The following is a 25,489-nucleotide window of genomic DNA, read 5'->3' on the forward strand; positions in this document are numbered from 1 at the left end:
ACCACGCCTCGTGACGTCTCCGCATCCCGTGCCCGGCCCGCTCGAAGAGACGATGTCCCGGGCCATGGACGCCCAACGGAGGAGCGTCGTCGGCGCGGGCGCGGCGGTGCGGCTCGTCGGCGCGGCCCTGTTCCTGGCCATCAGCACCACGCTGTGGCTGGCCGGAGGCCGGGACTGGGGGATGTACCCACCGGCGCTGGGGCTCTACGCCTCGGTCGCCGGCGTGCTGTTCATGCTCCGCCAGCGGCGCGTGGCCCGGGGCCTGGGCGCGGTGCAGTCCCTGGTGGACGTGGGGCTCGTGTACTGGCTTCAGTCCACGGCCCTGCCCGTCTCGCCCTTTCCCGCGGGTGTGGCGGGCTTCAGCCTGGGCCTGTTCGCGCTCGTCGTCGCCCTGAGCGGGCTGGGCATGCGAGGCACCGTCGTCTACGGCACCGCGCTGTTGTCCGCCGTGGCCCAGGCGGCGCTCATGCGGCAGGCGGACGTGGGCTGGGGCGCGGTGGCCATCGCCGTGGTGGCGCTGGTGCTGGTGGCCGTGGTGAGCCACTACGGCACCGGGCGGCTGCGCAACCTGGCGGTGACGCTCTCCCGCCTGGAAGTGGACCGGGCGCTGGAGGCCCGCCGCTTCCAGGAAGTGGAGGAGGCGCGCCGCACGATTGAGCGCATGCTGGCGGACGCCCAGGCCCAGAACGCCGAACTGCAGCGGCTGCAACGGGACAAGGAGCAGCTGACCGAGTTCCTGGTCCACGACCTGCGCTCGCCCCTGTCGGCGCTGACGCTCTCCTTGTCGTGGATGGAGCAGGAGGTGCCCCAGCAGGGCATCCTCGGCGAGTCCGTCCGCACAGGGCTGGCCGTCACCGCGCGGCTGGACCGGATGATTTCCGACCTCCTGGACGTGCCCCGCCTGGAGGAAGGCCGGCTGGAGCCGCAGCGGACCACCTTCCCCGCCACGCGCATCGTGGAAGACGTGCGCCGCTCCCTGGAGAGCGTGGCCCGCGCGCGCAAGCTCACCCTGGACGCGGAGGTCCCCGTCCAACTGGAGCTGGAGGGCGACGCCGACCTGCTGGTCCGCGTCCTGGAGAACCTCACCACCAATGCCCTGCGCTACGCCCCGTCGGGCGGGAGGGTGCGCCTGGAAGCCGGCGCGGATGTGAACGGCCGCTGGCTCGCGGTGCGCAACGACGGCCCGCCCATCTCCGAAGAGGCGCGCGGGCGCATCTTCGACAAGTACGAGCAGGCCGACGCGGAGCGGGACAGCCGCCGTGGCTACGGCCTGGGGCTCTACTTCTGCCGGCTCGCCGCGGAGGCCCACGGCGGGCGGTTGGCGGTAGAGGACGCGCCCGGCTGGTCCACGTCCTTCGTGCTGCGGCTGCCGGCCTGAGCCTCAGCCGCTGCGCGCCTTCTTCTGGCGGCGCTTGAGGATGCGCGCCACCTGCGCGTTCGCGTTCGCCAGGACGGAGGACGCGTCCAAGGTGGTGAGCACCCCATCACGCAGCACCGGCTGGCCGTCGATGAAGACGTGCGCCACGTCGCTGCCCCGCGCGGAGTGCACCAGCGGCACCAGCACGTCCTCGGGCGTGGGGCCCGCGTGCAGGCCGCTGACGTCCACCACGGTGATGTCGGCGCGCTTGCCGGGCTCCAGCGAGCCCACCTCGTCCTCCAGGCCCAGCGCCCGGGCGCCGTGCAGCGTGGCCATCTCCAGCACGCGCATGGGCGTCATCGCGCACGGCCCCACGCGCGGGTTGTGCATCACCGCGGCGAGCTTCATCTCGTAGAAGATGTCGAGCGTGTTGTTGCAGGGCGCGCCGTCCGCGCCCAGCGCCACCGCCACGCCGGCCTCCAGCAGCTCCGGCACCTTGGCGATGCCCGACGCCAGCTTGAGGTTGGAGCCGGGGCAGTGGCACACCACCGTGCGGGTGTCGCGCAGGATGTCCTGCTCCTCCTGGGACAGCCACACGCAGTGGGCCATCGTCACGTGCGGGCCGGACATCCCCACCGTGTGGAAGAAGGCCACGTTGTCCTCGCCGCCGGTGTACTGGCGGACCGCGTCCGTCTCCTTCGCGTTCTCACTGGCGTGGGTGTGGATGCGCAGCCCGTGCTCCTTGGCCAGCCGCGCCACCTCGCGCAGCAGCTCCGGGGTGCAGGACAGCACGAAGCGCGGGGCGAAGGCGTAGCGCAGCCGGCCGCCGTGCGTGCCGTGCCAGCGCTCCTTCAACGCCAGGCTCTCCCGCAGCGACTCCTCGGTGCTTTCGCGCAGGCCCGCGGGGACGCCCGCGCCCGCGTCCATCATCGCCTTGCCGCCCACCAGCCGGAAGCCGGCGTCCCGCGCCGACTCGAAGACGGCGTCGTAGTGGTACACGCTGCCCATATCGAGCGCCGCCGTGGCGCCCGAGCGGATGAGCTCCGCGAAGGTCAGGTCCGCCGAGGCCCGCATGGACGCGGCGTCGTGCGAGGCCTCGAAGGGCCAGATGCGCTCGCGGAGCCAGTCCAGCAACTCCAGCCCGTCCGCGCGGCCACGGAAGAGCGTCTGACAAGCGTGGAGGTGGCCGTGGATGAGGCCCGGCAGCACCACCTTTCCCGTCACGTCCACCACCCGCCGGGTGCCGCGAGGCTTGAGGCCCCGGCCCACCTTGGCGATGCGGCCATCCTGGACGAGGACGTCCGCATCCACGAGCACCTCGCGCTCGCGGTTCATCGTTACAACCGTGCCACCAGTCAGGAGCAAATCCACGGCGTGCTCAGGCTCTCTCGCTAGAAGAAGTCTTTGGTGAAGGCATGCGGCAGCAGGCCTCCCAGGGTGTAGCGCGCCTCGCCGCCCTGAGGCGTCCGGCTGCGCACGGGCAGCTCCTGCCCGCCAAACTCGGCCATGACCTGGCGGCACATGCCACACGGAGGACAGGGCTCGGGGGTATCCACGACGATGGCCACGGCCACCGGCTGGGTGTGCCCCTGGGCCACGGCCGCCGCGAAGGCATTGCGCTCCGCGCAGACGGTGAGCCCGTAGGTGGCGTTCTCCACGTTGCAGCCGGCCACCACGGCGCCGTCCGCAAAGAGGACGGCGGCCCCTACGGGGAACCGCGAATAGGGCACGTGGGCGCGCGCTCGCACGCGCGCGGCTTCCTCGAACAGGCGCTCCCAGGGAATCTCGTCCGCCATGACGCCCTCCTACACGAAGCTGGCTTGAGGTCCGTTACGAGCGGGCCGTGCCGCTCTGCACATCATCCAGGTGGCGCGCGATGGCCAGCTCGGACTCCACCGGCAGGTCCACGAAGCGGACCCGCGCCGCCGGACCGTTGGCGCCCGGCGCGGCCTGGAGCACCTCGCCCTTCGCTTCCACCTCATCGGGAAGGATGGGCAGCCGGAAGCGCACTTCCACGCGCGTCCCCTGCTCCCAACCGGAGCCCTGCCAGGCGCAGCCGCCCAGGGACAGGTCTCCCTCATGCTGCTCGAAGTCCCCCGAGCTGCCTTCCCGGCGCACCTTCAGGCGCATGGGGACCCGGGGCGAATCCCGTCGGTCCTCGGCCTTGTCGCTCATCGAGTCGTTCCTCTCGGCCATCGCCGTTACCTCCCTGCCGCTCATGCTCGCGCCACCGCCCGTCATTGGAAACCCACGTGGGTCCTGGCCCGCGAGCCCATACCGTAGACGCGTGCCGCCGTCTCGTCCGAGGCGACGTTCCCCCCTCCGACAACCCGCCCCGCCTTGTCACGACGCCCCGTCACCCGTCCATCATACGGGGGAACACCGGCCCGCGAGGCTGGGAAAAATTGGGGCCCCCACCGTTCCAGGCGGGGCCATCTGGCGGATTGCCGGCGCCCCCCGCCCGGTGCTGGCCCCGTGAGACCTGGGGTCGCGCTCAGGCTGGGACGCCCTGGTCCCGGGACGCCCACCAGTCCTCGCCGTAGCTGATGCAGAGCTGCTCGCCGGGGTGGATGTCCCGCAGCGCGTGGTAGCAGAAGACGTCCCGGGTCGCCTCGCGGTGATAGGACGTGTTGGGCTCTCGGGCGTGGTTGTAGATCATCCCGTACCCCAGCACGAGCGCCACCCACTCCCCCTCGCGGGGCACCTCGTGCTTCGCCCATTGGAGCAGGAAGACGTAGTCCTGGAGCTGGGGGTTCTGCGAGAGGGCGCGCGGCAACTTGAGGTAGTGGCATTCCTCGATGAGGTCGCCCGCCTTGATGAAGGCGTCCGTGAAGACGCCGTAGCCCCACTCGCACGGACGGACCTTCACGCCCGGATGGATGTACAGCGCCGCGCCCTGGTTCATGGCCCCCTGCCCCGCATGGCTCAGGGCTGAAGGATGGCGCCTTCCCGGTGCGGGGTGAAGCCACAAGTTGCCGCCATGCCCCCCGGTGCCGGGGCGGGTCCGGACCACCTCTGTGCGGCGGTGCATCAGGCCGCTAGAGTGCGCGTCCGAAGTTCCTCCCCGCCCGCCCCCCACACGTCCCAACGCGCGTTGCGTGCGCGGCGGCCTGCCCTTGCCCTGACAACACCATGCTGACCGAATCCGCCGTTCCCGAAACAGCCCCCGTCTGCCCTGACCATGCTGGCGAACCGTCCACGGGGACGTGTGAGCGGTGCGGGCGCTTCGTCTGCGCGAAATGCCGAACAGCCCAGGCGGGTGTCTGCGCCGCCTGCTCCGCCCGGCAGGTCCAGGCACTGCCCCTCACCCGGGCCCGGACGCGGTGGGCGAGCGTGGCCCTGGCGGCGAGCGCGGTCCTCGCCGTCCCTGTCGCCATCCTCAACCTCTGGCTCTACCTGCGCTTCGACAATGGGAGCCCCAGCCTCGAGGACGCCGAGTCCTTCGACCAACTGAACGCGCTGCTCGCGCTCCCCTCCCTGCTGACGATGCTCGCCACCGTGGTCCTCTACCTGCGCTGGCTGCGCTTGAGTGTGAAGACCGCCAATGCCCTGGGGTTGAGCAACGAATCGACGGGCTGGGCCACGTTCTGCTGGTTCATTCCGTTCGCCAACCTCTTCAAGCCGCTCGAGGTGGTGCGAGGCCTCTGGCAAGGCTTGGGCGGCCCCCCGGAGAGGCAGTCCATGCTCACGGCCTGGTGGGCGACGTGGATCCTCAGCAACATCATCAGCAACGTCGGCAGCACCTTCGGCAGGGCGGATGCCGCGAGCTCCACTTCGCTGTCCGTGGCGCTCCTCGCCGGGATTCTTTCGGAGGGTCTCTCCATCGCGGCGGCGGTGCTGTGCATCCGCATCATCAGAGACATCGAGTCGCTGCTCGTGGCCCGTAGGACGGAGGCGGAGGCGACCATGAACGGCGCCACTCCCTGATGCTCCACGCGAAAGGAGCCCCACGCCGCGCCCTGAAAGGGCATTGGCGGGGGGCTCCCAGGTCACCACCCGGCTCGGCGCCCTACTCCACCCGCTCGCGGATGAGCGGCCGGGCCACGGGGGCCACGTCGCCGAACCGGTACGCGGCCAAGAGGCGCGCCTTCACGTTCTCCAACGGGGCCGCGTCGTTGTAATGCACGCGCACCAAGGGCTCGCCCTGCTTCACGGACTCGCCCGACTTCTTCAGCAGCGTGAAGCCCACGGCCGGGTCGATCTTGCTGTCCGTCCGCTGCCGGCCCGCGCCCAGCGCTACCGCCGCCAGGCCCACGCCCTCCGTGTCGATGCCGGTGACGAAGCCGTCCCGGGGCGCCACCACGTCCACGGTGGCCTTCGCCTGGGGCAGCAGGGAGTAGTCGTCGATGGAGCGCGGGTCTCCGCCCTGCACCTGGACAATCTCCTTCAGCTTGCGCACCGCGCTGCCGTCCTCCACCACCTTGCGCAGCTTCTCGCGCGCCTCCTCCACCGTGGCGGCCTTCTTGCCCAGCACCAGCATCTCCGCCGTGAGGGCATACGTCACCTCGGTGTAGTCCTCCGGCGCGTTGCCGCGGAGCATGTCCACCGCCTCGATGACCTCCAGCGCGTTGCCCACCTTGCGGCCCAGCGGCTGGTCCATGTCGGTGAGCAGGGCCACGACCTTCTTCCCCATCTCCGCGCCCAGGCCAATCATCGTCTTCGCAAGCGTGCGCGCGTCCTCGTCGCGCTTCATGAAGGCGCCACTGCCCACCTTCACGTCCAGCACCAGCGCGTCGATGCCCTCCGCCAGCTTCTTGCTCATGATGGAGGACGCGATCAGCGGGATGCAGTCCACCGTCGCCGTCACGTCCCGCAGCGCATAGAGCTTCTTGTCCGCCGGGGCCACCTGCGCCGTCTGGCCAATCAGGCAGCAGTTCACCTCGCGCACCAGCCGCCGGTACTCCGACGTCGGCAGGTTGACGTTGAAGCCGGGGATGGACTCCAGCTTGTCCAGCGTCCCACCCGTGTGCCCCAGGCCCCGGCCCGAAATCATGGGCACCGGGACTCCGCACGCGGCGGCCAGCGGCGCCAGGCTGAGGGAGACCTTGTCGCCCACCCCGCCCGTCGAATGCTTGTCCACCTTCACACCCGGCGTGTCGGACAGGTCCAGCACCTCACCGGACTCCAGCATGGCGCGGGCCCAGGCGCCCAGCTCCCGGGAGTCCATGCCCCGGAAGAAGATGGCCATGCACATGGCCGCCATCTGGTAGTCCGCCACCGTCCCCGCCGTATACGCCTCGATGAACGCACGGATGTCCGCCGGTTCCAGCCGGCCGCCATCCCGCTTGGCCTTGATGAGTTCGTAGGGTTGCACGAGGCGAGCCCATAGCAGGAACCCCCCCTTCATGCACTCCGGGAAAGGGCGGGCATCTGGTAGATAGACGCCTCATGATGCTCCGCCTCCACGTCCTTGCCCTCACCGCCCTCCTGTGCGCGTGTTCCAAGCAGAAGGAAGAAGCGCCCCCCTCCGGCGCCCACCCCCCCGCCGCTGGGAAGACGGAAAAGAAGGCCCTCCCCGTGGGGCTCGTCATCGACGTGGGCGGGCGCGGAGACCACTCCTTCAATGACGCGGCGCTCCGTGGCCTGGAACTGTGGGCCGCGGGCAAGCGCTACGAGGGCGGCAAGTATGTGGACGCCACCCCCGATGAGGTCCGCCAGTCCCTGCCGCCCCACCTGAGCGCGGACGCCGCCAGCTTCAAGGCGCTGGCCATCCAGCCCATCGTCCTGCAGAGCAAGGCCCAGGAGGACTACGTCCCCAATCTCCAGCTCCTGGTGGACCAGGGCGCCCGGCTCACCGTGGGCAATGGCTACATGCTGGCCAACGCGGTGCGCACCTCCGCCCAGGAAAACCCCAAGGCCCAGTTCCTGCTCATCGACAGTCAGGTGCTGGACGCGCAGGGCAAGGCCATGAAGCTGCCCAACGTGCGCACCGTCCTCTTCAAGGAGCAGGAGGGCAGCTTCCTCGTGGGCGCGCTGGCCGGGCTGGTGACGAAGACGAACAAGGTGGGCTTCGTGGGCGGCATCGAGGTCCCCCTCATCCAGCGCTTCGAGGTGGGCTACCGCGCGGGCGTGAAGACGACCAACGCCCAGGCGTCCCAGGCGCTCATGTCCGTCTACACGGGCAGCTTCAACAACATGGCCGCCGGCAAGCAGGTGGCGCAGGACCTCATCTCCAAGGGCGCGGACGTCCTCTTCCACGCCGCGGGCGCGGACGGCATCGGTGTCATCCAGGCGGTGAAGGAAGCGCGCGCCGCGGGCAAGAGCGTGTACGCCATTGGCGTGGACTCCGACCAGTCGCACGTGGCGCCGGACGCCATCCTCACGTCGATGATGAAGTACTCCGACCTGGCCGTGTATCAGGCGGCGAAGGACCTGGTGGACGGCACGTTCTCCGCGGGTGAGCAGGTGCTCGGCCTCAAGGAGAACGGCGTGGGCATGGCGGAGGTGCGGGTGGACTTCCCCGGCAAGGCGGAGGCGCTCCAGAAGGTGGAGGCCCTGCGTCAGCGCATCATCTCCGGGACGCTCCAGGTCCCTGCCGTCCCGGCGGACCTCGCCTCCTTCCAGGCTGCCGCCCCCTGATTTCCCTCCAGAACATCCACAAGGCCTTCGGCACGTGCGTCTCGCTGGCGGACGCGTCGCTGGACGTGCGCCGTGGCGAGCTGCTCGCCGTGGTGGGCGAGAATGGCGCGGGCAAGTCCAGCCTGATGAACGTCCTCTACGGGCTCTACCAGCCGGACGCGGGCGTGCTGTCGCTGGACGGCCAGCCCGTGCGCTTCAAGAGCCCCCGGGACGCGATTGCGCGGGGCATTGGCATGGTGCACCAGCACTTCATGCTCGTGCCCACGCTGTCGGTGGCGGAGAACGTGGTGCTGGGCCGCGAGCCCACCCGCAACGGCCTGCTGGACCTGGAGCGCGCGGTGCAGGAGGTGTCCGCCACCTGCGCCCGCTTCGGCTTCCAATTGGAGCCCCGGGCGCGAGTGGACACGCTCAGCGTGGGCTCGCAGCAGAAGGTGGAGATCGTCAAGGCGCTGCACCGCGGCGCCCAGGTGCTCATCCTCGACGAGCCCACCGCCGTCCTCACGCCGCAGGAGTCCGACGAGCTGGCCCGGGTCATGCGCGGACTGGTCGCGCAGGGCCACACCGTGGTGCTCATCAGCCACAAGCTGAAGGAGGTGCTCGGCGTGGCGGACCGCATCGCCGTCATGCGCCGGGGCCGCTGCGTGGCGGAGGTCCGCGCCGCCGACACCACGGCCGAACAACTCGCCGCGCTCATGGTGGGTGAAGGCCAGCGCACTCCGGCCGCCGCCACTTCCACCCCGGCCGTGTCCCAGGCCCCCGGCGAGTCGCTGCTGGACGTGCGCGGACTCCAGGCCACCGGCGACAACGGGCGCCCTGCCCTGCGCGGCGTGGACCTGGAGGTGCGCGCGGGTGAAATCGTCGGCATCGCGGGCGTGGACGGCAACGGACAGCGCGAGTTGGCGGAGGTCCTCACCGGCCTGCGCCCGCTGACGTCTGGGAGCGGCGCGCTCCTGGGAGGCCCCTTGAGCGGCCTCACGCCGGCCCAGGCGCGGACGCGCGGCGTGGGGCACATCCCCGAGGACCGGCTCCACCGCGCGGTGGTGAAGGCGCTCAGCGTGGAGGAGAACGTGGCCCTGGGCCGGCACACGCGGCCGCCCTTCGCGAAGGGCCCGTGGATTGATTTCAAGGGCCGCCGCGAGCGCACGCGCGCGCTGACCGTGGCCTACGACGTGCGGCCGCCCGACCCGGAAGTCGCCCTGCGGGCCCTGTCCGGGGGCAATCAGCAGAAGGTGGTGGTAGCGCGCGAGCTGGACGCGCGGCCCCGGTTGCTGGTGGTGGTGCAGCCCACGCGCGGGCTGGACGTAGGCGCGGTGGCGCAGGTCCACGCGAAGCTGCGCGAGGCGCGCGACCAGGGCACGGGCGTGCTGCTGGTGTCACTCGATTTGGAAGAGGTGCTGGCCCTGTCGGACCGCGTCTATGTCTTCTTCGAAGGCCGCGTGACGGGCCACTTCCTCCGTCACGAGTTCGATGAACGCGAGCTGGGGCGGCGCATGCTGGGGACCACGGAGCCGGGCCATGCCTGAGCGCGTGAGACAGATGCTGCCGTCGGTGCTCTCCGTGCTGCTGGCGCTGGGCGTGTGCTGGGCGCTCATCGCGCTCACCATGGAGCCGGGCACCGCGACGGACGCCTATCTGCAGATGCTGTGGGGTGGCATCGGCAACTGGCCCGCGTACCTGGACGGCGCCGCGGCCACCGTCATCACCCGCCCGCTGGGCGAGTCCGCGATGAAGGCCGCGATTCTCACCCTCACCGGCCTGTCCGTGGCGGTGGCGTTCAAGGTGGGCCTGTTCAACATCGGCGCGCAGGGGCAGATGCTGCTGGGCGCGCTGGCCGCCGCGGTGGTGGGCGCCCAGGTGTCACTGCCCGGCGTGCTGCACGTACCCGCGGCCCTGCTGGGCGCGGCGCTCGCGGGCGCGGCGTGGGCGGGCATCGCCGGGCTGCTGCGCATCTACCGGGGCGTGCACGAGGTCATCTCCACCATCATGCTCAACTGGGTGGCGCTGAGCCTGGTGGACAACTGGCTGGTGGTGGGCCCGCTGCGCGGCGCGGCCGAAGGCGGCCAGTCCATCACCGGCACCGCCGAAATCCAGGCCACCGCGGTGCTGCCCCGGCTGCTGGGGGAAGGCTCGCGGCTCAACCTGGGCTTCCCGCTGGCGCTCGCCGCGGCGCTGGCGGTGTGGGTGTGGCTGACGCGCACGCGCTCCGGCTTCGAAACGCGCGCGGTGGGCCTGGGCGCCGAGGCCGCGCGCGCCGCGGGCATCCCCGTGGCCCGGCGCATGGGCCTGGCCATGGCGCTCGCGGGGGCCATGGCGGGGCTGGCGGGCGCGGTGCTGGTGCTGGGGACGGAGGGGCGCTACCCCGGCACACTGGGCGCGCCCTACGGGTTCGACGGCATCGCCATCGCGCTCATCGGCAACAACCACCCGCTGGGCGCCACCGTGTCCGCGCTCTTCTTCGGCGTGCTGCGCGCGGGCGGAACGCGCATGCAGCTGCTCGGCGTGCACAAGAGCTTCCCCGAGCTCATCCAGGGCCTCGCGCTGCTCTTCGTCGCCGGGCGCATGGTGTGGCTGGCGCTGCTGCGCCGGCGGAACGTGGCGCCCGCGGCGTCGGCGGAGGTGCCCCGTGCTTGATGTCCTCCACTCGCTGCTGTTCTCCACCTTGGACGCGGCGCCAGCGCTCATCTTCGCCGCCCTGGGCGCGGTGCTCTCCGAGCGCGCGGGCGTGATTGCCGTGGGCATGGAGGGGATGATGCGCGTGGGCGCCTTCTGTGCGGCGGTGGCGGCGCTGACGATGCCCACGCCCCTGGCCGTCGTCATGGGCATGCTCGCGGGCGCGGCACTGGCCGGCGTGCATGGCTTCCTGAGCATCCGCTGGCGCTCGGACCAGGTGGTGTCCGGCATCGCCCTCAACCTGGTGGCCCTGGCCGGCGGCACCTTCCTGCTGGAGTCGCTCTACGGCCCCAACGGCACCCCGCCCATCCAGCAGCTCACCCGCTGGAACATCCCCGGGCTCGGCTCCGTGCCGGTGCTGGGCGCGCTGTCCGGGCACTCGGCGCCCACGTACCTGGCGCTGCTGCTGCCCTTCGCCTTCCAGGGACTGCTGACTCGCACGCCCCTGGGCCTGCGGCTGCGCGCGGTGGGCGACAAGCCCCAGGCCGTGGCGACGCTGGGCCTGTCGGTACCGGGGCTGCGCTGGGGCGCGGTGCTGGGCAGCGGGCTGCTGGCGGGCCTGGGCGGCGCGGTGCTGTCCACCGCCGTGCTGGACCGCTTCGAGCAGCACACCCCCGCGGGCCTGGGCTTCATGGCCCTGGCCGCCATGGTGTTCGGCCGGTGGACGCCCGTGGGCGCCTTCCTCGCCGCCACCTTCTTCGCCTTCGGTAACGCGCTGCGCATCGGCCTGGTGTCGAGCGCCCCCGGACTGGTCGAGCTGATCCCCCAGGGCGTCCTCCTGGCCCTCCCCTATCTGCTCACCTTGGTGGTGCTGACCCTCCAGGGCCAACGCAGCAGCGCCCCCGCCGCGCTCGGCACGCCGTACGAGCAAGAGTCGCGCTGACACTTCGCGCGCAAGGAGGTCATTTAATACCCGGGTGAAAAACGATTTCGGGTCAGGAGCGACCTCGTCTTTCGTTGGCCGGATTCCAGTTGAGCTAACTTTCTCCAGTGTCGCAACGATTCAACCCCCTGACGTTACAGGGCTTCCACCGTTGGTGGTGCAATGGGCGGCTCCGACGCGCCAGGACGAAGCGCGGCATGAGCCTCGCATAGACACAGCGCGGTATCGGATCACGTACCGGACTGGACGCAGGTGCCCGGAGGAGCTCCATCCAGGGCGAGAGGGGTCCGTAGGACGGCCTGGAACACCCGGGTGAAGCTCACCTGGTCACCATGTAGGGGTGGCGTGATGCTGGAGACGACGGAGACCGCGACGTATCGGCCCCGAGTTCTGGCCGTGGACGTGGAGTCGGGCGGCATGGAGCGGCTGTGCTCCATCCTCGCGCCGGCGGGTTATGACGTGCTGACCGCGAGCGGGCTGGCGGCTGCGGCGGCCGCGGCGGCCCACCAGTCCGCGGACCTGGTGCTGCTCGACGTGGAGCGTCCTGGCACGGACGGCCTCGCGACGTACCGGCGCCTTCAGGACGCGCTGGGAAGCCCGGCCCTCCCCGTGCTCATGCTGACGCCCAGCGCGGACCGGGAGACGCGCCGCGAGGTGCTCGAGGCGGGCGTGGATGACCTGCTCATCACCGAGCCCCTGGACCCGCTGGAGCTGAAGGTCCGCATCCACACGCTGCTGGAGCTCAAGGCGCACCGCGAGCGCGGTGGCCAGCGCGCCGAAGCGCTGCAGGACCCGCGCGTCCGCTGGGTGGAGATGGAGCGGCTGGCCCGCGTGGGCACGCTGGCCGCGGACGTGGCGCAGAACCTGGGCCGCGTGGGCGAAGGCCTCCAGCGGGCGCTGGAGCACGTTCGCACGCGCGCGCTGCAGGGCCTGCCGCCGGACGCAGACGAGCTCAAGAAGCTGGGCGTGGCCGGCGAGCAGATGCGCCTGCACGGCCAGCACCTGCTGTCGCTGGGCACCACCAATCCGAAGGACATCCAGCGCTTCGACCTGCGCGACCTCGTCCCCGCGGTGGTGGAGCGGATGCGTGACGCCGGCCGCCTCGGCACCGCCGAGGTGAAGGTGCAGCTGCCGGACGAGGCCATCGCCGTCGTCTTCAACCGCCGTCAGCTGGAGCAGGTGCTGGTGGAGCTGCTGGCCAACGCGGTGGACGCGGTGGAGGACGTGACGGACCGCCCGCGTCGCATCCATGTGGGCGTGGAGCTTCCGGACATCTTCGGGGACTTCGGCCCGCGCCTGTACGTGAAGGACACGGGCATCGGCATCTTCGAGGACGAGCTGCAGGCCGTCTTCGAGCCCTACTACACGACGAAGGCGCCCGAGAAGGGCGCCGGGCTGGGCCTCACCGTCGCGCGCACCCTGGTGGAAGCCATGGGCGGCGCGGTGACGGTTCACAGCCGCGTCAACCTGGGCAGCACCTTCACGGTGGAGCTGCCCGAGCAGACGTCGTCCTGGTAGCTAGAAGCGGTAGGCGACGCCGAAGAGCGCTTCCAGCGTGAACTCGGTGTCGTCGATGTCCGGGATGACGGCGGGCCCCAGCCGGACGTTGAAGGTGACACCCAGCTGGCGGTTGACGAAGTACTCCAGGCCGCCGCCCACGAGGATGGGGAACACCGGGCCGATTCCCTCGCCGAAGTAGACGTGGAAGGGGATGTCCAGGCCCAGGTTCACCATGACGGCGCTGCCGGCGGGGATGCCCACCACCAGGCCCAGGGGCAGCGCCAGGCCCACGTCGGTGTCATGCCGGTTGAAGTAGAAGAACGGGCCCGGCTGGAAGGTGAGCGCCAGCGAGAAGTTGCGCTCCTTGACGAGCTGCAACCGCATCCACGCCTGGAGCTTGATGCCCGGGTCCGTGTAGCGGACCCAGCCCTCGCGGCCCCAGTTGAAGCTGAACTTGCCGCCGATGTCGAAGCGCTCCGAGCCACCGTGCAGCAGGCCCAGGGAGATGCCGGGCCAGCCAATCTGGCCATGGAAGGCGGTGTTGCCCCGTCCCAGCGTTTCACCGGCGAGGACAGACCAACCCTGACCGCGTTGCGCCAGCGCGGTGGCCGGGAGGGCCAGGAAGCAAGCGAGGAGGACTCCGGGGAGCAGTCGCTTCACACGGTACCTTTCTGCGAGGGCCGCCGAGGAGGGCGGGCGGTGGGTGCGGTGCTGCGTCTCTAGACTCATGCCGGCTGCCCGCGCTCACGCGCGAGGCCGAGGAAAGCATCGATGAAGCGGGCCAGCCGGGACTCGGCGCGCGCACGGGCCTGAGCCAGGGGCTCACCGTCCGCGAGCGTCTCCTTCAGCTCGAAGTAGTATTTGATTTTCGGCTCGGTGCCAGAGGGGCGCAGCGTGACGCGGCCGCCGCTCTCCAACTCGAGCGCGACGACGTTGGACGGAGGCAGGCCCCGCTCGCCCTTCTTGTAGTCACTCACCGCGCGGACGGCGTCACCGCCAATGTCCTTCGGAGGCGAGGCGCGGAACGCGTCCATGATGCCGCGGATGACCTGCGCGCCCGCCGCGCCGGGGAACGTGAAGTTGCGCTGCGCGCCCACGTACAGGCCATGCGCGCGCTGAATCTCCTCCAGGTAGCCCAGCACCGTGGTGCCGCGCGCCTGGCACCACGCCGCCAGGTCCGCCATGACGAGCGCCGAGCCCACGCCGTCCTTGTCCCGCGTCACCGTGCCCACGGTGTAGCCCAGCGCCTCCTCGTAGCCGAAGACGAAGCGGGTGCTCTCGGCCTGCTCGCGCTCCAGCGCGCGGTTGGCGATCCACTTGAAGCCGGTGAGCACCTCGTCACACGCGGCGCCCAGCGAACGCGCGATGTCTCCCAACTGCGCCGAGGAGACGATGGTGGTGACGACGTGCGGCTTCCCCTGCTTCGACCCCTGGGTGAGGACGTAGTGGCCCAGCAGCACGCCCACCTCGTTGCCCGTCAGCAGCCGCAGCGACCCGTCCGCGTCGCGCGCCATGACGGCCAGCCGGTCCGCGTCCGGGTCATTGGCCAGCACCACGTCCGCCTTCACGCGCTCGGCGGTGGCGGTGGCCAGGTCCATGGCGCCCGGCTCCTCCGGGTTGGGGAAGCGCACGGTGGGGAAGCGGCCGTCCGGCTGCTGCTGCTCGGCCACGGGGGTGACGCGCGGGAAGCCCGCCTCGCGCAGGGCGCGCACGGCCCAGTCGCCGCCCACGCCGTGCATGGCGGTGTAGACGATGGACAGCGACTCGGAGCCCTTGCCCACCACGCGCAGCCCCAGGATGGCGCGCACGTAGGCGTCGCCGATGGCCGCGGGCAAATCCCGCCACAGGCCCTTGGCGCGCGCATCGGCCAGCGTCAGCAGCGGCACGCGGTTGGCGGGCTCCACCCGGGCGATGGCGGAGGCGATGCCCGTGTCATGCGGCGGGATGATCTGCGCGCCATTGCCCCAATAGACCTTGTAGCCGTTGTACTCGGGCGGGTTGTGGCTGGCCGTCACCATGACGGCCGCGGCGGCGTTGAGGTGCAGCGCGGCGAAGGCCACCAGCGGCGTGGGCACCGGCTCCGGGAAGACATGGGCGGGGATGCCCTCAGCGGCGAGCACCGCGGCGGTGTCCTCGGCCAGCTCCGCGCTCAGGTTGCGCGCGTCGCGGCCCACCACCACGCCCCGGGCGGCGACGTCCGGCACCTGCTCCTTGAGGTAGCGCGCCAGGCCCGCGGTGGTGCGGCGGATGACGGCGCGGTTCATCCGGTTGGGGCCGGCGCCCAGCACGCCGCGCAGGCCCGCGGTGCCGAACTCCAGGTCCTGCGAGAAGCGGTCCTCCAGCTCGGCCCAGTCCGCCTTCGCCAGCAACGTCGCCAGCTCCGCCGCGGTGGACGGGTCCGGGTCCGCCTGACGCCACGCCTCCGCCCGCTCCTTCAGTCCGGTGGTGTCCATGAGCCCTCGAAGCCTCGTGTAGCCGTTGAGGGCGCGCGAGGCACGGGGCTCGCACGCCGGTTGTTCAGGTGTAGTCGGTCAGCTTGCTGCGGGTGGCGCGGCCCTTGGGGCCGTCCTTGTTGCCCTGGCACGTCACGCAGAACTCCGCGTAGGGCATGGCGCGCAGCCGCCCGAGCGGAATCTCGTCGCCGCACTCCTCGCACTCACCGAACGCGTCCGGGTCGTCGCGCAGCTTGCCCAGCGCCTTGAGCACGCGGGCCAGCACGCCATCCATGTTCCGGTTCCGGTTGGAGGCGATGGCCTGCATCATCTCATTGAGCGGCTGCTCGTCCTCGTCGCCGCCGATGCGCGCGTCATCGGTGCGGTTGGGCTCGATTCTCGACGGCGTCTTCTCCGTCAGCTCCGAGTGGAGCGCGAGCAGCAGCGCCTTGAGCTCGTCTCGCTGTTTCGCGTTCACGGTGTCCGCCCCGGGTCAGTACTTCGAGGAGGAGGTCTGCCCGGAGACGATGGCCACCGACGCGGACGCGCCCAGACGGTTGGCCCCCGCGCGCAGCATCTTCATCGCGTCCTCGGCGGAGCGGATGCCGCCCGACGCCTTCACGCCCACCGTGTCGCCCACCACCCGGCGCATCAGCGCCACGTCCGCCTCGGTGGCCCCGCCCGGACCGAAGCCCGTGGACGTCTTCACGAAGGCGGCGCCCGCGGCCTTGGAGAGCGAGCAGGCGATGACCTTCTCCTCGTCCGTCAGCAGGGCCGTCTCCAGGATGACCTTCACCGGCACGGGCCGGCTGGCCTCCACGACGGCGGCGATGTCCTGGTGCACCAGCGCGTAGTCGTGCGCCTTGAGCGCGCCGACGTTCAGCACCATGTCGATTTCCCGCGCCCCGGCGCGGATGGACTCCCGGGCCTCGAAGGCCTTGGCGGACGGCAGCGAGGCGCCCAGCGGGAAGCCCACCACGGCGATGGGCACTGTGGACGTGCCGGCCAGCACCCGCGCGGCGGTGGCCACGTGCGTGCTGTTCACGCAGACGGTGGCGAAGCCGTACTGGCGGGCCTCCTCGGCCAACTTCACCACGTCCTCGGCGCGAGCCTCGGGCTTGAGCAGCGTGTGGTCGATGTACGGCGCCAGGTCCGCGTGGGAGCGCACCGTCTCCATGGCCACCCGGGCGGTGGACGGGCCCGAGGCGGGAGCACGGGCCCCGGGCGTCTGCCCCTCCTTCCACGCCTCGAGCCGGCGGCGCGCCTGGTTGGCAATGTCCTCGACGAAATGGAAGAGGTCTTCGGAGTCGGACATGCCCGGCCCCTTAGCCCACTTCCAGGCCCTCGGGAAGCGCTCGCGGGAGAAGCGCGCATCATCGGAGCCCCTGGGTGCCAGTGGGGGGACGGAGCGGTAGAGTCCGCCTCGTGATGTCTTTTGTCCGGTGGCTCGCACTCCTCGTCCTTCTCCTCGCCTCGGTTCCGGGCCAGGCCCTGGCCCAATCGGCCGGCCAGCCACTCACGGTGCATTTCTTCGACGTGGGACAGGGGGACGCCGCGCTCATCATCTCCCCCACCGGCAAGACGGTGCTCATCGACAGCGGCCCGCCCGACGCGCGGCACCGCCTGGAGCAGCGGCTGCGGGAGCTGGTGAAGGAGCCGCTGGACCTCGCCATCCTCACGCACCCCCACCTGGACCACCTGGGAGGCATGTCCACCGCGCTGCGCTCGGTGGGGGCCCGGCGCTTCATGGACCCGGGGTTCGACCACCCGAGCGAGGCGTACCGAGACCTGCTCAACGTCGTGGGCGACGAAGTGGGCCAGGTGATGACGCCCGTTCCCAACCCCCAGGACCCGCGCTCCCTGGTCACCATTGGCCTGGGGGATGGCGCGGCGCTCACCGTGCTGTGGCCTCGCGTGCCGGAAGACCCCTTCCTCACGGGCACCCGCTCGGACCCGAACTCCAACTCCATCGTCGCCAAGCTGACCTACGGCAAGACGGCGTTCCTCTTCACCGGCGACGCCGAGCCGGACACCGAGGCCACGCTGCTGCGCAAGCCCATCGACCTCGCCTCCACCGTGCTGAAGGTGGCCCACCACGGCGGGCGGCACTCGTCCACCGCGGACTTCCTGGCCGCGGTGAAGCCCCAAGCCGCCGTCATCTCCGTGGGCGCGAAGAACGACTACGGCCACCCCACCTCCGCGGTGCTGGAGCGGCTGCGCGCGGTGAAGGCCACCGTGTTCCGCACCGACCAGGACGGCGAGGTGGTGGCGACCAGCGACGGCAACGTCGTCTCCCTGCGCGCGGAGAAGCGCGCAGGGGCGTCGGAGCTGGTTCCCGGAGGCGTGAAGCCCGGCTCGGTCGCGCTCGGGCCCATCACCCGGGGAACGCGCCGGACCAGCACGCCCCGTGGGCGCGGCGCCGCGTCCGCCCCGGCGGAGGCCCCCGGCACCGACTCCACGCAACGCGACACGGACGCGCCCCGATACTTCAGCCTCAAGGGCAGCAAGGTATTTCACAAAGAGAGCTGCCGGACCCTGAAGCGCTCCAAGTCGGACCGCACCGCCTATTCGAGCCGCGCCGAAGCCATGCGCGAGCGCCGCCCCGCCGAGGACTGCCACCCATGAGCTTCCGCCCGCGCGTCCTCCTCCCCGTCCTGCTGGCACTGGCCGCCTGCAAGGAATCGCCGCCACCTCCCCCGCAGCCGGTTGCCACGCGACCGGCGGAGCCCCCTCGGCGCTACTTCGGTGGCACCCCGGACGGGAAGCTCCACGTCTACTTCTTCGACGTGGGCCAGGGCGACGCCGCGCTCATCGTGTCGCCGGACGGGTACACCGCGCTGGTGGACACGGGCCCCGCTTCCGCGGCGGAGCACCTGGTCAACCGGCTGCCCGAGCTGCTCACGCAGCGGCTGGACCTGGTGGTGCTCACCCACCCGCATTCGGACCACCATGGCGCGCTGGAGCCGGTGCTGAAGCGCGTGGGCGCCAGGCAACTGCTGGAGCCGCAGCTGGGCGCCACGCCAAAGGCCTATGACGCGCTGCTCGGCGCCGTGGCCAGCCAGGGCGTGGAGTTCATCTCCCCGTCCCCCTCCCCCGCCACGCCCAACGCGCTCCAGCGGCTGCCCCTGGGCGCGGGCGTGTCCCTCACGGTGCTGTGGCCCCGCGCGCCCACCGAGCCGCTGCTCGACGTGCCCGAGGCCGCGCTGGAGGCCAACTCCGTCATCCTCCGGCTCACCTATGGGGACACCGCGGTGCTCTTCATGGCGGACGCGCATGCCCGGACGGTGGACCACCTGCTGGCGCGCAACGCCCCCATGCAGGCCACGCTGCTCAAGGTGGCCGCGCACGGCACCGAAGGGCCCACCACCGCCGCCTTCCTGACGGCCGTGGGGCCTCGCGCCGCCGTCATCTCCGCGGGTGAAGGCAACCTGATTGGCGCCCCCGCGCCGGCCATCCTCGAGCAGTTGGAGACCACCGGCGCGCAGGTGTTCCGCACCGACCTTCACGGCGAGGTGCAGGTGGTGAGCGACGGGAAGACGCTCGTCGTCACGCCGCAGCGCCTGTCGGCGGGCGTCCCGGAGGACACGCGCTACAGCTACCCGGGCCTGGGCACGCCCATGCCCCGGGACGCCGCGCTCACGGGGGACTCCCGGCGCGGGACGGGCCGCTCCGGCACCCGGGACGGCTCGGGCAAGCAGCCCACGGGGAAGATGTACACCTTGAGCCTCGACGACCCGACGGACGAAGGGGCGCCCCCCTCTCGCGCGGGCTCGCGCTCGCGAAGCGGGACCTCCGACTCAGGCGCCGTGAAGGTGGGGACCTACGTCGGCAGCGTCCGCAGCGACGTGTTCCACAGGCCCACCTGCCGCAACGTCGTGAAGATCAAGTCATCGAACCTGGTGACCTTCTCCAGCCGGGAAGAGGCCTCGCGCGGACGGCGGCCTGCCCGGGACTGCAACCCCTGAGGAGCCACGCCCCATGACGACCCGGGCCACGCTGGACCGAATCGAAGACGACATCGCCGTGCTGGTGGTGGAGGGCCGCGAGCTGACGCGCCCCCTGAGCGAACTGCCCGCGGGCATCCGGGAGGGAGACGTGCTCGACCTCGACACCCTGGAGGTGGACGCTGAGGCCACCGAGGCCCTGCGCGAGGAGGTGCGCAGGGCCCGCGAGAAGGCGACGCGCGGCAAGAAGCCGCCGCCGGCCGGGAGCTTCGACCTCTAGGCGGCTACATCGACTTGGAGAGGACCAGCGGAATCTCCAGGTCCACGTCCTCGCCGGCGAAGGCGGAGAAGACCATCCCCTTCGCGCGGTCACGGATGCAGGTGCCCACGGGGCTGTTGCGGTTCAGGTCCTTGCGGTCGAACGTGGCAGCCTTCACCGTGCCCGAGCTGCCCACGGTGGCCGTCAGCGTCACCTTGCCGCCCTTGAAGGACGGGTTCTTCCGCAGCTCGGCCTCCACGCAGTCACGGAAGGCGGGCTGCGTCTTCGCCAGCACGCGCTCCACCTCTTCGTCGGACGGGCCGCCGACTTCCTCGGTGTCCGCGGCGGCCACTTCCTCGCCGCTGCGCACCGTCGGGTCCACGTCCTTCTTGTCCGGGTCCACGTAGACGGCCTCCAGCGCCCCCTTGGACGGCGCCGCGGCGGCCTCCGGGTCCGCAACCGCGCCGGTGTCACCGGGCGCGGAGGCGGGACGCTTTCCCTCCGAGGGGGGCACCGGGCGCTTGCCCTCTGCGGGCGGCTTGGGGGGCGCGGGCGGCGGCTCACGGCCCATCAGCTTGTCGCGCAGCGCGCCCACGCCTTCCGACGAGAAGATGGGCTGCTCCACCGCGTTGCCGCTGGCGTCCACCGTCTGCACGCGCAGCGGCACCACGCCCAGCGTCTCCGACAGGACATACGCCAGCCCCAGCGGGACGATGAGCAGCAGCAACGCGAAGACGGCGTACTTCCAGGCGGGGTTGCGGCGCGTGACACCCGACTTCTTGGCGAAGTGGCGCGTGTCCTCCACGGCCTTGCCTTCGTCGTCGTCCTCGCCGCCGCCCAGCGCGGCCCGCGGGTCGTCGGGGTACGGCACGCCGCCGTCGTCCTGGGGCTCCTCGCCGTCACCGCCGTTGCGGTTGCCCGGCAGGTCCAGGTCGGAGAACAGCGCGTCGTCCAGCGGCGCGGCGCTGGCGGCCTGGGGCTGCGGTTGCTGCGCGCGGCGGGTCACCTGGGCCTGCTGCTGAGGCTGCGGCTGCGCGCGCGGCAAGGGGTCGCCGTAATACGTGTTGTCCGGCGCTTCGTCTTCCTCGTCCGGCCAGGGCTGCTCGGACTCGGCGTGCCGCGGCTCGGGCTCGGGCTCCGGGATGAAGTCCTGCGGTTCCGGCTCCCGGCGCGCGGGCGTGCCGCGCGAGGGGCGTGCAGGCTCGGGCGGAGGCGGCGCGGCGATGGCGGGCGGCGGCGGGGGTGGCTCTGCGACGGGCGGCGGCTCGAAGAGGCCGGCCAGCTCGGGGATGTCCGAACCGCGCTTCCAGTCCGCCATGCCCTGCTGCCAGAAGAAGCTGCGGCCATTCACGGTGTTGGTGGCCACCAGCTCGCGGAGGGCGCCCTCGTCCAGCGGGCCCTCCTGCTTGTTGCGCACCATGACGAACCAGGGCGAACCCGTGGCCTTCATGGGCGCGGCGCGCGTGGGCTCATCGTCCCAGGGCGTCTGCAGCGCGGCCGCGGGCGCCTTCGCCACCGGAGCGGCCGCGATGGGCGCGCTGATGACGGCCGCCGGGGCGGCGCTCGCTTCGGGCTCCGCCAGGGAACGCTCCTGGGCGCGGATGCGCTCCACGTCCGCGAGGGACACCACGCGGGTGTTCTCTTCCTCGGCGGGCCCTTCGACGGTGATGACGTTCTGGCAGTTCTTGCAGCGGACCTTGACCGTCTTGCCGCGGACCTTTTCGTCCGCAATGGAATACCGCTTCTGGCAATTGTCGCAGGTAAAGTTCAAGAGGGGTGTCCAGCTTCCGGGGGAAAACGTGGGCGGGATGCTACCGCTAGAAATCTCCGGCGCAAACCACAGGTTGACTCTGTCTTGCGGCCCAACTATTGAGCCGCCCTCCCCCCTGTCTTCACTCGCCTTTTACACAAGGTGGCGAATGCCGGCGAAGGACCTCGGAACAAAACACGTCTGCTTCAAGTGCCAGACGAAGTTCTACGACATGAAGAAGCCGGACCCGATCTGCCCGAAGTGTGGGGCGGATCAGCGGGAAAGCCCGGCGCTCAAGCCCCAGCCCGAGGGAAGGCGTGGCCGTCTCGCCGCTGCCCCGAAGGTCATTGAGCCTATTGAACCGGAGGAACCCGCCGGTCGCGGCGAAGACGACGAGGAGGAGCTGGACTCCTTCGACGACGACGAGGCGGCGGGAGGCGATAGCGAAGAGGACGAAATCTAGGTTCGCAAACAACGAGGGGCTCCACGGCACAAGCCGGGAGCCCCTTCGCTTTTCAGGCCGGGGGTTCGCGCCCGGACGGCCAGGCCTCAGTTGGACGAGGCGGGCGTCAGCTCCACCAGCGCGCGGCGGAGCTGCTCGTACAGGGTCGGCCCCATCTCCTGCATGCCGATGGGCCGAACCGCCGCCTTGCGGGGCGCCTCCAGGCCGCGCATGCCGTTGCTCGGGAATGCTTGCTTCTTTGGTTGCTGCTGCATGACTCGGCCCCCTCTTCTCGGTCGTGGCTTCTGCCGCCCGCATAACAATTTTTCTGTCGGAACGGAAACGCCAATCGATTCGCGGCTTCTCAACCTTTTAGACGTCGAGCGCCGGAATCCTTCAAGGGTACGGGCTGGCGGGCTACTTCAGGTCGGCCACCGGCCACTCCGCGTCCACCTGGACGCGCTCGCCGGCGCGAACCGTCACGGTGCGGGCTTGTTCTGGAAGCCGCTCGTGCCAGAGGACCAGGGTGTGGGTGCCCTCGGGGACCTCCAGTTGGAAGCGTCCGTCCGCGCCGCTGGTCGCGAAGTACCCATGGTTGAAGGTGCGCACGCGCGCGCGCATCCACGGATGGATGTCGCAGTGGATGGGGACCTCGCCTGGCTCCGCGGGCAGCTGCCGCTTCACCGACATGCCCTCCAGCGGCATGGCCACGTTGAAGAAGGCGCGGTTCGTTCCGGAGGCGGCGCGAACGTTGTGGACCAAGGGGTCCGAGTTGCGGATCACCAGGGTGCTGCCAGTGCGAGCGGCCAGCACGGGCGGGTCATAGACACACTGCTTCTGGTCCAGCACGGGCTCCGGCGCGGCGCGCGTGGACGCGGGCAGCGTGTGGCCGTCTCTAAGGGAAACCACGGTGTGGGCCAACGCGCCCTCGCTTCCCACCACGAGCGTGCGCTCCTCCGTCTCCTCGCCACACACGGAGACGACGGTGCCGATGGTGGGCTGGCGGGCAGGTGCGGGGGGCGTGCCGACAAGACGGACGCGCCCCTCGATGACACCCCACTTCGTGTTCGTAGCGGCAGGCGCGATGGCCGGCGCAGTGGTGGTGGCGGGCGGTGGGGACGCGGACTCCTTGCAGGCAGGAGTGAGCGCGCAGAGAACGATGACGAAGGATGGACGAAGCACGCGCTCCGGTCTAACGGGTGCGTGAAGCTGTTTCAAATGCAGCATGGCAGCAAGGGCCACGAGGGATGACTCGTGGCCCATTTGGACGTTGGACCCTCATTAACCTTGTTGGTACAAGAACGAGGCCGTTGCCGTACACGGTGCGGCCCTGTGGGAGGCAGCAACTTTGCGGGAGAAATTGAAAGCGCTGGCGGAGCTGCAGAACGTAGACCTCGAGGTCGCCTCGCTCCGGAAGGCCGCGGACGTTCACCCCCGTCAGATTGCCGAGCTGGAGCGGGAACTGGGTGTGGCCCGCAGCGCCATCGAGGCGGAACGGGCACGCGTCTCCGACATGGAGAAGCAGAAGGCCCAGCTCGAGCAGAACATCACGGACGAGAAGGACAAGGTGAAGAAGTGGGAGACGCGGCTCAGCGAGCAGCGTTCCACTCGCGAGTACTCCGCCCTGGCCCGTGAAATCGACATCGCCAAGAAGGCCAATCTGACGATGGCGGAGGAGCTGACGGAGCTGACGAAGCAGCTCGGCGGCGCTCGCGAGGCCATCAAAGGCAAGGAGGCCGACTACGCGACGAAGCAGCAGGGCCTGTCCGGCCGGATGACGGAGCTGCGCGGCAAGCTGGGCGAGGCCGAGTCGCAGGTGAAGGGGCTGGAAGGTCGTCGTGCCGAAGTGGCCTCGAGCGTGGATGCCACCCTGCTGCGCCGCTACGAGGTGGTGCGCAAGAAGAAGCTGCCCGCCATGGTCGGCGTGGTCGCCGGCACCTGCCAGGGCTGCAACATGAACGTGCCCCCGCAGCTCTACAACCAGCTCCGCACCGGGCTGGGCACGGACATCTGCCCTTCGTGCAACCGCATCATCTACGCGGTGGAAGCGCTGCAGGAAACCCCGGCGGCGTCGAAGTAGCGGCACGGCTTCGTGGACATGCCCGCGCCGTCCATCATCGACATCCTCCGCCACATCGCGCGTGAGGAGCCGTTGCAAGGGACGGTACGTGCGTTCCGAGGCCTCACCCGAGAGCACCTCGGGCAGCTCATTGAGGATGCCGCACAGCGGCTCGGCGGGATGTCGCCAGCCTCCGCTGCGTCGGCTCCGAGCACGCAGGTGCCGGCTGGGGCCATGAGCCCGCCGGTGGATGCGGCGCCCGCTTCCGAATCGCATCCGCGGCTGCGCGTCTATTCAGATGGCGCGGCGCGGGGCAATCCTGGGCCTGCAGGCGCGGGCGCGGTGCTGATGGACCCCGAGGGCAACGTGGTGGCCCGGCTCGGGCGGTTCCTGGGGCATCAGACCAACAACTGCGCGGAGTACATGGGCCTGCTGCTGGGACTAAAGCATGCGCAGTCGCTGGGCGCGCGCGAGGTGGAAGTCTTCGCGGACAGCGAGCTGCTGATTCGTCAGCTCGGCGGGCGCTACCAGGTGAAGAGTCCGACGCTCAAGCCGCTGTACGAAGAGGCGCGGAAGCTGCTCAAGGGCTTCACGAAAGTGAAGCTGCATCACGTCCCCCGCGCACAGAACGCCGAGGCGGATGAGATGAGCAACCGCGCCATCGACGAGCGGCTGTAGCTCGCGACGGCGTGCGTTAGTCCTCGTCACCGAAGTAATCGAGGTCGAGCTTCTTCACCGTGTACGTCACGACCTCCGTGACTCCGACGCCGTGATCAATCATCAGCTTGGCGAGCTCGACGCCATTAATGAGGACGATCTTCTTCTCGATCTGCTTCACGTAGTCCCGCGCATCGCGGCTGAAGTCGGAAGTCGTGATGAGCACGCCCTTTCGCGCTCTCTGACCTTCCAAGCTTCCTGTGAACTCCTGAACCACAGGTCTGCCGACGTTTTTGGCCCATCGCTTCGCCTGGATGTAGACGACATCCAGCCCTAGGCGGTCCTCCTTGATGATGCCGTCGATGCCCTCGTCGCCACTCTGTCCAACAGCCTGCCCTGCATCCGTGCGGGAGCCGCCGTACCCCATGGCCACAAGCAGGTCGACAACCAGCTTCTCGAAGAACCTGGGGTCGCAAGCCTTGATGCGTTCGAGTAGTTCATCCGCGAGGCGCTTCCGCAGTTCTTGGTAGCTGTCTTCGAGAATCTCCTCTGGGGTTTCTGACGTTGCCGAGAGCGGAGGTACGGAGGGCTCCACATCAGCAGCATCGTGTCGGAGTGCCACGAAGGCGTTGTACTCAGGGAATTGCGCCAGGAACTTCAAATCGATGCGACTCAGCCTGGCCTGCAGCGCCTCCCTACCGCGAGGGGTGATTCGGAAGCGCCCACGCCCGTTTGCCTCCAGAAGGCCTGCCTTCTGCAAATAGGTCTTCGCCCAGCCCACCCGGTTGTGGAGCTTCCGCTGGCGACCACTGGGGAGCATCTCATTGCGCTCTACATCAGTGACCTTGAACTCCACCGCAATGGCCTCGACAGCCTCGCGAAGCGTGTGGTCCTTGCCATCCTGGGCGAGCCTGAGGACCGGAAGCATCGCGCTCTGGAAGTCAGGGATAGTCATGG

26 protein-coding genes are annotated in these 25,489 nt (G+C 70.4%); 13 read left to right on the forward strand and 13 right to left on the reverse strand.

The window, feature by feature from the left end; all coding sequences use genetic code 11:
• Window positions 1-10 precede the first annotated feature (10 nt).
• Entirely contained in the window at window positions 11-1,378 is a 1,368-nt protein-coding gene (locus BLU09_RS15260) for a sensor histidine kinase (RefSeq protein ID WP_090490266.1), read from the forward strand.
• A gap of 3 nt (window positions 1,379-1,381) precedes the next feature.
• Here the strand turns inward: BLU09_RS15260 and BLU09_RS15265 are convergent, their stop codons facing one another.
• The 4 genes from BLU09_RS15265 to BLU09_RS15280 all read right to left on the reverse strand — a co-directional run bounded on the left by BLU09_RS15265 (window position 1,382) and on the right by BLU09_RS15280 (window position 4,262).
• Window positions 1,382-2,728 carry a 5'-deoxyadenosine deaminase gene (locus BLU09_RS15265; protein WP_090490267.1) on the reverse strand — a complete coding sequence of 449 codons (1,347 nt, stop codon included), beginning with the start codon at window positions 2,726-2,728 and terminating at the stop codon, window positions 1,382-1,384.
• 20 nt (window positions 2,729-2,748) lie between these two features.
• Complete coding sequence (locus BLU09_RS15270; protein ID WP_011555658.1) at window positions 2,749-3,153, reverse strand: cytidine deaminase; 405 nt, start codon at window positions 3,151-3,153, stop codon at window positions 2,749-2,751.
• Window positions 3,154-3,187: 34 nt separating this feature from the next.
• Complete coding sequence (locus BLU09_RS15275) at window positions 3,188-3,553, reverse strand: TIGR02266 family protein (RefSeq protein WP_228560323.1); 366 nt, start codon at window positions 3,551-3,553, stop codon at window positions 3,188-3,190.
• Between the two features lie 298 nt (window positions 3,554-3,851).
• On the reverse strand, window positions 3,852-4,262 hold the full coding sequence (locus BLU09_RS15280) for an SET domain-containing protein-lysine N-methyltransferase (protein ID WP_090490269.1): 411 nt from the start codon (window positions 4,260-4,262) through the stop codon (window positions 3,852-3,854).
• A gap of 428 nt (window positions 4,263-4,690) precedes the next feature.
• On the opposite strand from BLU09_RS15280, the gene BLU09_RS15285 reads away from it, so the two are divergent.
• On the forward strand, window positions 4,691-5,284 hold the full coding sequence (locus tag BLU09_RS15285) for a DUF4328 domain-containing protein (protein WP_244171742.1): 594 nt from the start codon (window positions 4,691-4,693) through the stop codon (window positions 5,282-5,284).
• An 82-nt stretch (window positions 5,285-5,366) separates the two neighbouring features.
• Here BLU09_RS15285 and BLU09_RS15290 read toward each other — a convergent pair whose 3' ends face one another.
• Entirely contained in the window at window positions 5,367-6,671 is a 1,305-nt protein-coding gene (locus BLU09_RS15290) for a thymidine phosphorylase (protein WP_090490271.1), read from the reverse strand.
• A 74-nt stretch (window positions 6,672-6,745) separates the two neighbouring features.
• Between BLU09_RS15290 and BLU09_RS15295 the strand changes: the two genes are divergently transcribed.
• From BLU09_RS15295 to BLU09_RS15315, 5 genes are all read left to right on the forward strand, one after another.
• Window positions 6,746-7,936: a BMP family lipoprotein gene (locus BLU09_RS15295; protein ID WP_090490272.1), complete on the forward strand. Its 1,191-nt coding sequence runs from the start codon at window positions 6,746-6,748 to the stop codon at window positions 7,934-7,936.
• A 65-nt stretch (window positions 7,937-8,001) separates the two neighbouring features.
• Window positions 8,002-9,459 carry an ABC transporter ATP-binding protein gene (locus BLU09_RS15300; RefSeq protein ID WP_244171743.1) on the forward strand — a complete coding sequence of 486 codons (1,458 nt, stop codon included), beginning with the start codon at window positions 8,002-8,004 and terminating at the stop codon, window positions 9,457-9,459.
• Complete coding sequence (locus tag BLU09_RS15305) at window positions 9,452-10,567, forward strand: ABC transporter permease (protein ID WP_090490274.1); 1,116 nt, start codon at window positions 9,452-9,454, stop codon at window positions 10,565-10,567. The genes BLU09_RS15300 and BLU09_RS15305 overlap by 8 nt, the downstream gene beginning before the upstream one ends.
• On the forward strand, window positions 10,560-11,489 hold the full coding sequence (locus BLU09_RS15310; protein WP_090490275.1) for an ABC transporter permease: 930 nt from the start codon (window positions 10,560-10,562) through the stop codon (window positions 11,487-11,489). The genes BLU09_RS15305 and BLU09_RS15310 overlap by 8 nt, the downstream gene beginning before the upstream one ends.
• Window positions 11,490-11,837: 348 nt before the next feature.
• Window positions 11,838-13,007: a sensor histidine kinase gene (locus tag BLU09_RS15315; protein ID WP_090490276.1), complete on the forward strand. Its 1,170-nt coding sequence runs from the start codon at window positions 11,838-11,840 to the stop codon at window positions 13,005-13,007.
• Here the strand turns inward: BLU09_RS15315 and BLU09_RS15320 are convergent, their stop codons facing one another.
• From BLU09_RS15320 to deoC, 4 genes are all read right to left on the reverse strand, one after another.
• Entirely contained in the window at window positions 13,008-13,649 is a 642-nt protein-coding gene (locus BLU09_RS15320; RefSeq protein ID WP_244171744.1) for a hypothetical protein, read from the reverse strand.
• A gap of 65 nt (window positions 13,650-13,714) precedes the next feature.
• Window positions 13,715-15,442, reverse strand: a complete 1,728-nt coding sequence (locus BLU09_RS15325) for a phospho-sugar mutase (protein WP_090490278.1) — start codon at window positions 15,440-15,442, stop codon at window positions 13,715-13,717.
• Between the two features lie 64 nt (window positions 15,443-15,506).
• Entirely contained in the window at window positions 15,507-15,899 is a 393-nt protein-coding gene (locus tag BLU09_RS15330) for a TraR/DksA family transcriptional regulator (protein ID WP_090490279.1), read from the reverse strand.
• Window positions 15,900-15,914: 15 nt separating this feature from the next.
• Entirely contained in the window at window positions 15,915-16,736 is an 822-nt protein-coding gene (deoC, locus tag BLU09_RS15335) for a deoxyribose-phosphate aldolase (protein ID WP_090490280.1), read from the reverse strand.
• Window positions 16,737-16,849: 113 nt separating this feature from the next.
• On the opposite strand from deoC, the gene BLU09_RS15340 reads away from it, so the two are divergent.
• Genes BLU09_RS15340 through BLU09_RS15350 form a run of 3 tightly spaced genes read left to right on the forward strand, consistent with a single transcriptional unit; the run spans window position 16,850 to window position 19,645 of the window.
• Window positions 16,850-18,046 (forward strand): ComEC/Rec2 family competence protein, encoded by a 1,197-nt coding sequence (locus BLU09_RS15340; protein WP_090490281.1) that lies wholly within the window; start codon window positions 16,850-16,852, stop codon window positions 18,044-18,046.
• Window positions 18,043-19,386 (forward strand): ComEC/Rec2 family competence protein, encoded by a 1,344-nt coding sequence (locus BLU09_RS15345; RefSeq protein ID WP_090490282.1) that lies wholly within the window; start codon window positions 18,043-18,045, stop codon window positions 19,384-19,386. The genes BLU09_RS15340 and BLU09_RS15345 overlap by 4 nt, the downstream gene beginning before the upstream one ends.
• 13 nt (window positions 19,387-19,399) lie before the next feature.
• On the forward strand, window positions 19,400-19,645 hold the full coding sequence (locus BLU09_RS15350) for a DUF3006 domain-containing protein (protein WP_090490283.1): 246 nt from the start codon (window positions 19,400-19,402) through the stop codon (window positions 19,643-19,645).
• Between the two features lie 4 nt (window positions 19,646-19,649).
• Here BLU09_RS15350 and BLU09_RS39890 read toward each other — a convergent pair whose 3' ends face one another.
• Complete coding sequence (locus BLU09_RS39890; RefSeq protein ID WP_090490284.1) at window positions 19,650-21,395, reverse strand: AgmX/PglI C-terminal domain-containing protein; 1,746 nt, start codon at window positions 21,393-21,395, stop codon at window positions 19,650-19,652.
• 148 nt (window positions 21,396-21,543) lie between these two features.
• Between BLU09_RS39890 and BLU09_RS15360 the strand changes: the two genes are divergently transcribed.
• Window positions 21,544-21,837, forward strand: a complete 294-nt coding sequence (locus tag BLU09_RS15360; RefSeq protein ID WP_090490285.1) for a TIGR02300 family protein — start codon at window positions 21,544-21,546, stop codon at window positions 21,835-21,837.
• An 86-nt stretch (window positions 21,838-21,923) separates the two neighbouring features.
• On the opposite strand, the gene BLU09_RS38755 is transcribed toward BLU09_RS15360, so the two are convergent.
• Together BLU09_RS38755 and BLU09_RS15365 are read right to left on the reverse strand one after the other, a co-directional pair.
• Window positions 21,924-22,091, reverse strand: coding sequence for a hypothetical protein (locus tag BLU09_RS38755; RefSeq protein WP_163884686.1), 168 nt, complete (start codon window positions 22,089-22,091; stop codon window positions 21,924-21,926).
• Between the two features lie 142 nt (window positions 22,092-22,233).
• Window positions 22,234-23,058, reverse strand: a complete 825-nt coding sequence (locus tag BLU09_RS15365; protein WP_090490448.1) for a cupredoxin domain-containing protein — start codon at window positions 23,056-23,058, stop codon at window positions 22,234-22,236.
• A gap of 106 nt (window positions 23,059-23,164) precedes the next feature.
• Here BLU09_RS15365 and BLU09_RS15370 point away from each other — a divergent pair, with 106 nt between their 5' ends.
• Both BLU09_RS15370 and BLU09_RS15375 read left to right on the forward strand, forming a co-directional pair.
• Window positions 23,165-23,896, forward strand: coding sequence for a zinc ribbon domain-containing protein (locus BLU09_RS15370; protein ID WP_011555679.1), 732 nt, complete (start codon window positions 23,165-23,167; stop codon window positions 23,894-23,896).
• Between the two features lie 18 nt (window positions 23,897-23,914).
• Window positions 23,915-24,553, forward strand: a complete 639-nt coding sequence (locus tag BLU09_RS15375) for a ribonuclease HI family protein (protein ID WP_090490449.1) — start codon at window positions 23,915-23,917, stop codon at window positions 24,551-24,553.
• A 16-nt stretch (window positions 24,554-24,569) separates the two neighbouring features.
• Here BLU09_RS15375 and BLU09_RS15380 read toward each other — a convergent pair whose 3' ends face one another.
• Window positions 24,570-25,487: a restriction endonuclease gene (locus tag BLU09_RS15380; protein WP_090490286.1), complete on the reverse strand. Its 918-nt coding sequence runs from the start codon at window positions 25,485-25,487 to the stop codon at window positions 24,570-24,572.
• Between the last annotated feature and the right edge of the window lie 2 nt (window positions 25,488-25,489).

Source organism: Myxococcus virescens, from assembly GCF_900101905.1.
Lineage (GTDB): Bacteria > Myxococcota > Myxococcia > Myxococcales > Myxococcaceae > Myxococcus > Myxococcus virescens.

What these genes read in the sequence shown, in the direction of transcription:
- BLU09_RS15340 (WP_090490281.1), top strand. Translation starts at nt 16,850, where the DNA reads ATGTCTTTTGTCCGGTGGCTCGCACTCCTCGTCCTTCTCCTCGCCTCG.
- BLU09_RS15350 (WP_090490283.1), top strand. Translation starts at nt 19,400, where the DNA reads ATGACGACCCGGGCCACGCTGGACCGAATCGAAGACGACATCGCCGTG.
- BLU09_RS15375 (WP_090490449.1), top strand. Translation starts at nt 23,915, where the DNA reads ATGCCCGCGCCGTCCATCATCGACATCCTCCGCCACATCGCGCGTGAG.
- BLU09_RS15380 (WP_090490286.1), bottom strand. Translation starts at nt 25,487, where the DNA reads ATGACTATCCCTGACTTCCAGAGCGCGATGCTTCCGGTCCTCAGGCTC.
- BLU09_RS15325 (WP_090490278.1), bottom strand. Translation starts at nt 15,442, where the DNA reads ATGGACACCACCGGACTGAAGGAGCGGGCGGAGGCGTGGCGTCAGGCG.
- BLU09_RS15345 (WP_090490282.1), top strand. Translation starts at nt 18,043, where the DNA reads ATGAGCTTCCGCCCGCGCGTCCTCCTCCCCGTCCTGCTGGCACTGGCC.
- BLU09_RS15360 (WP_090490285.1), top strand. Translation starts at nt 21,544, where the DNA reads ATGCCGGCGAAGGACCTCGGAACAAAACACGTCTGCTTCAAGTGCCAG.
- BLU09_RS15280 (WP_090490269.1), bottom strand. Translation starts at nt 4,262, where the DNA reads ATGAACCAGGGCGCGGCGCTGTACATCCATCCGGGCGTGAAGGTCCGT.
- deoC (WP_090490280.1), bottom strand. Translation starts at nt 16,736, where the DNA reads ATGTCCGACTCCGAAGACCTCTTCCATTTCGTCGAGGACATTGCCAAC.
- BLU09_RS15315 (WP_090490276.1), top strand. Translation starts at nt 11,838, where the DNA reads ATGCTGGAGACGACGGAGACCGCGACGTATCGGCCCCGAGTTCTGGCC.
- BLU09_RS15270 (WP_011555658.1), bottom strand. Translation starts at nt 3,153, where the DNA reads ATGGCGGACGAGATTCCCTGGGAGCGCCTGTTCGAGGAAGCCGCGCGC.
- BLU09_RS15275 (WP_228560323.1), bottom strand. Translation starts at nt 3,553, where the DNA reads ATGGCCGAGAGGAACGACTCGATGAGCGACAAGGCCGAGGACCGACGG.
- BLU09_RS38755 (WP_163884686.1), bottom strand. Translation starts at nt 22,091, where the DNA reads ATGCAGCAGCAACCAAAGAAGCAAGCATTCCCGAGCAACGGCATGCGC.
- BLU09_RS15295 (WP_090490272.1), top strand. Translation starts at nt 6,746, where the DNA reads ATGATGCTCCGCCTCCACGTCCTTGCCCTCACCGCCCTCCTGTGCGCG.
- BLU09_RS15305 (WP_090490274.1), top strand. Translation starts at nt 9,452, where the DNA reads ATGCCTGAGCGCGTGAGACAGATGCTGCCGTCGGTGCTCTCCGTGCTG.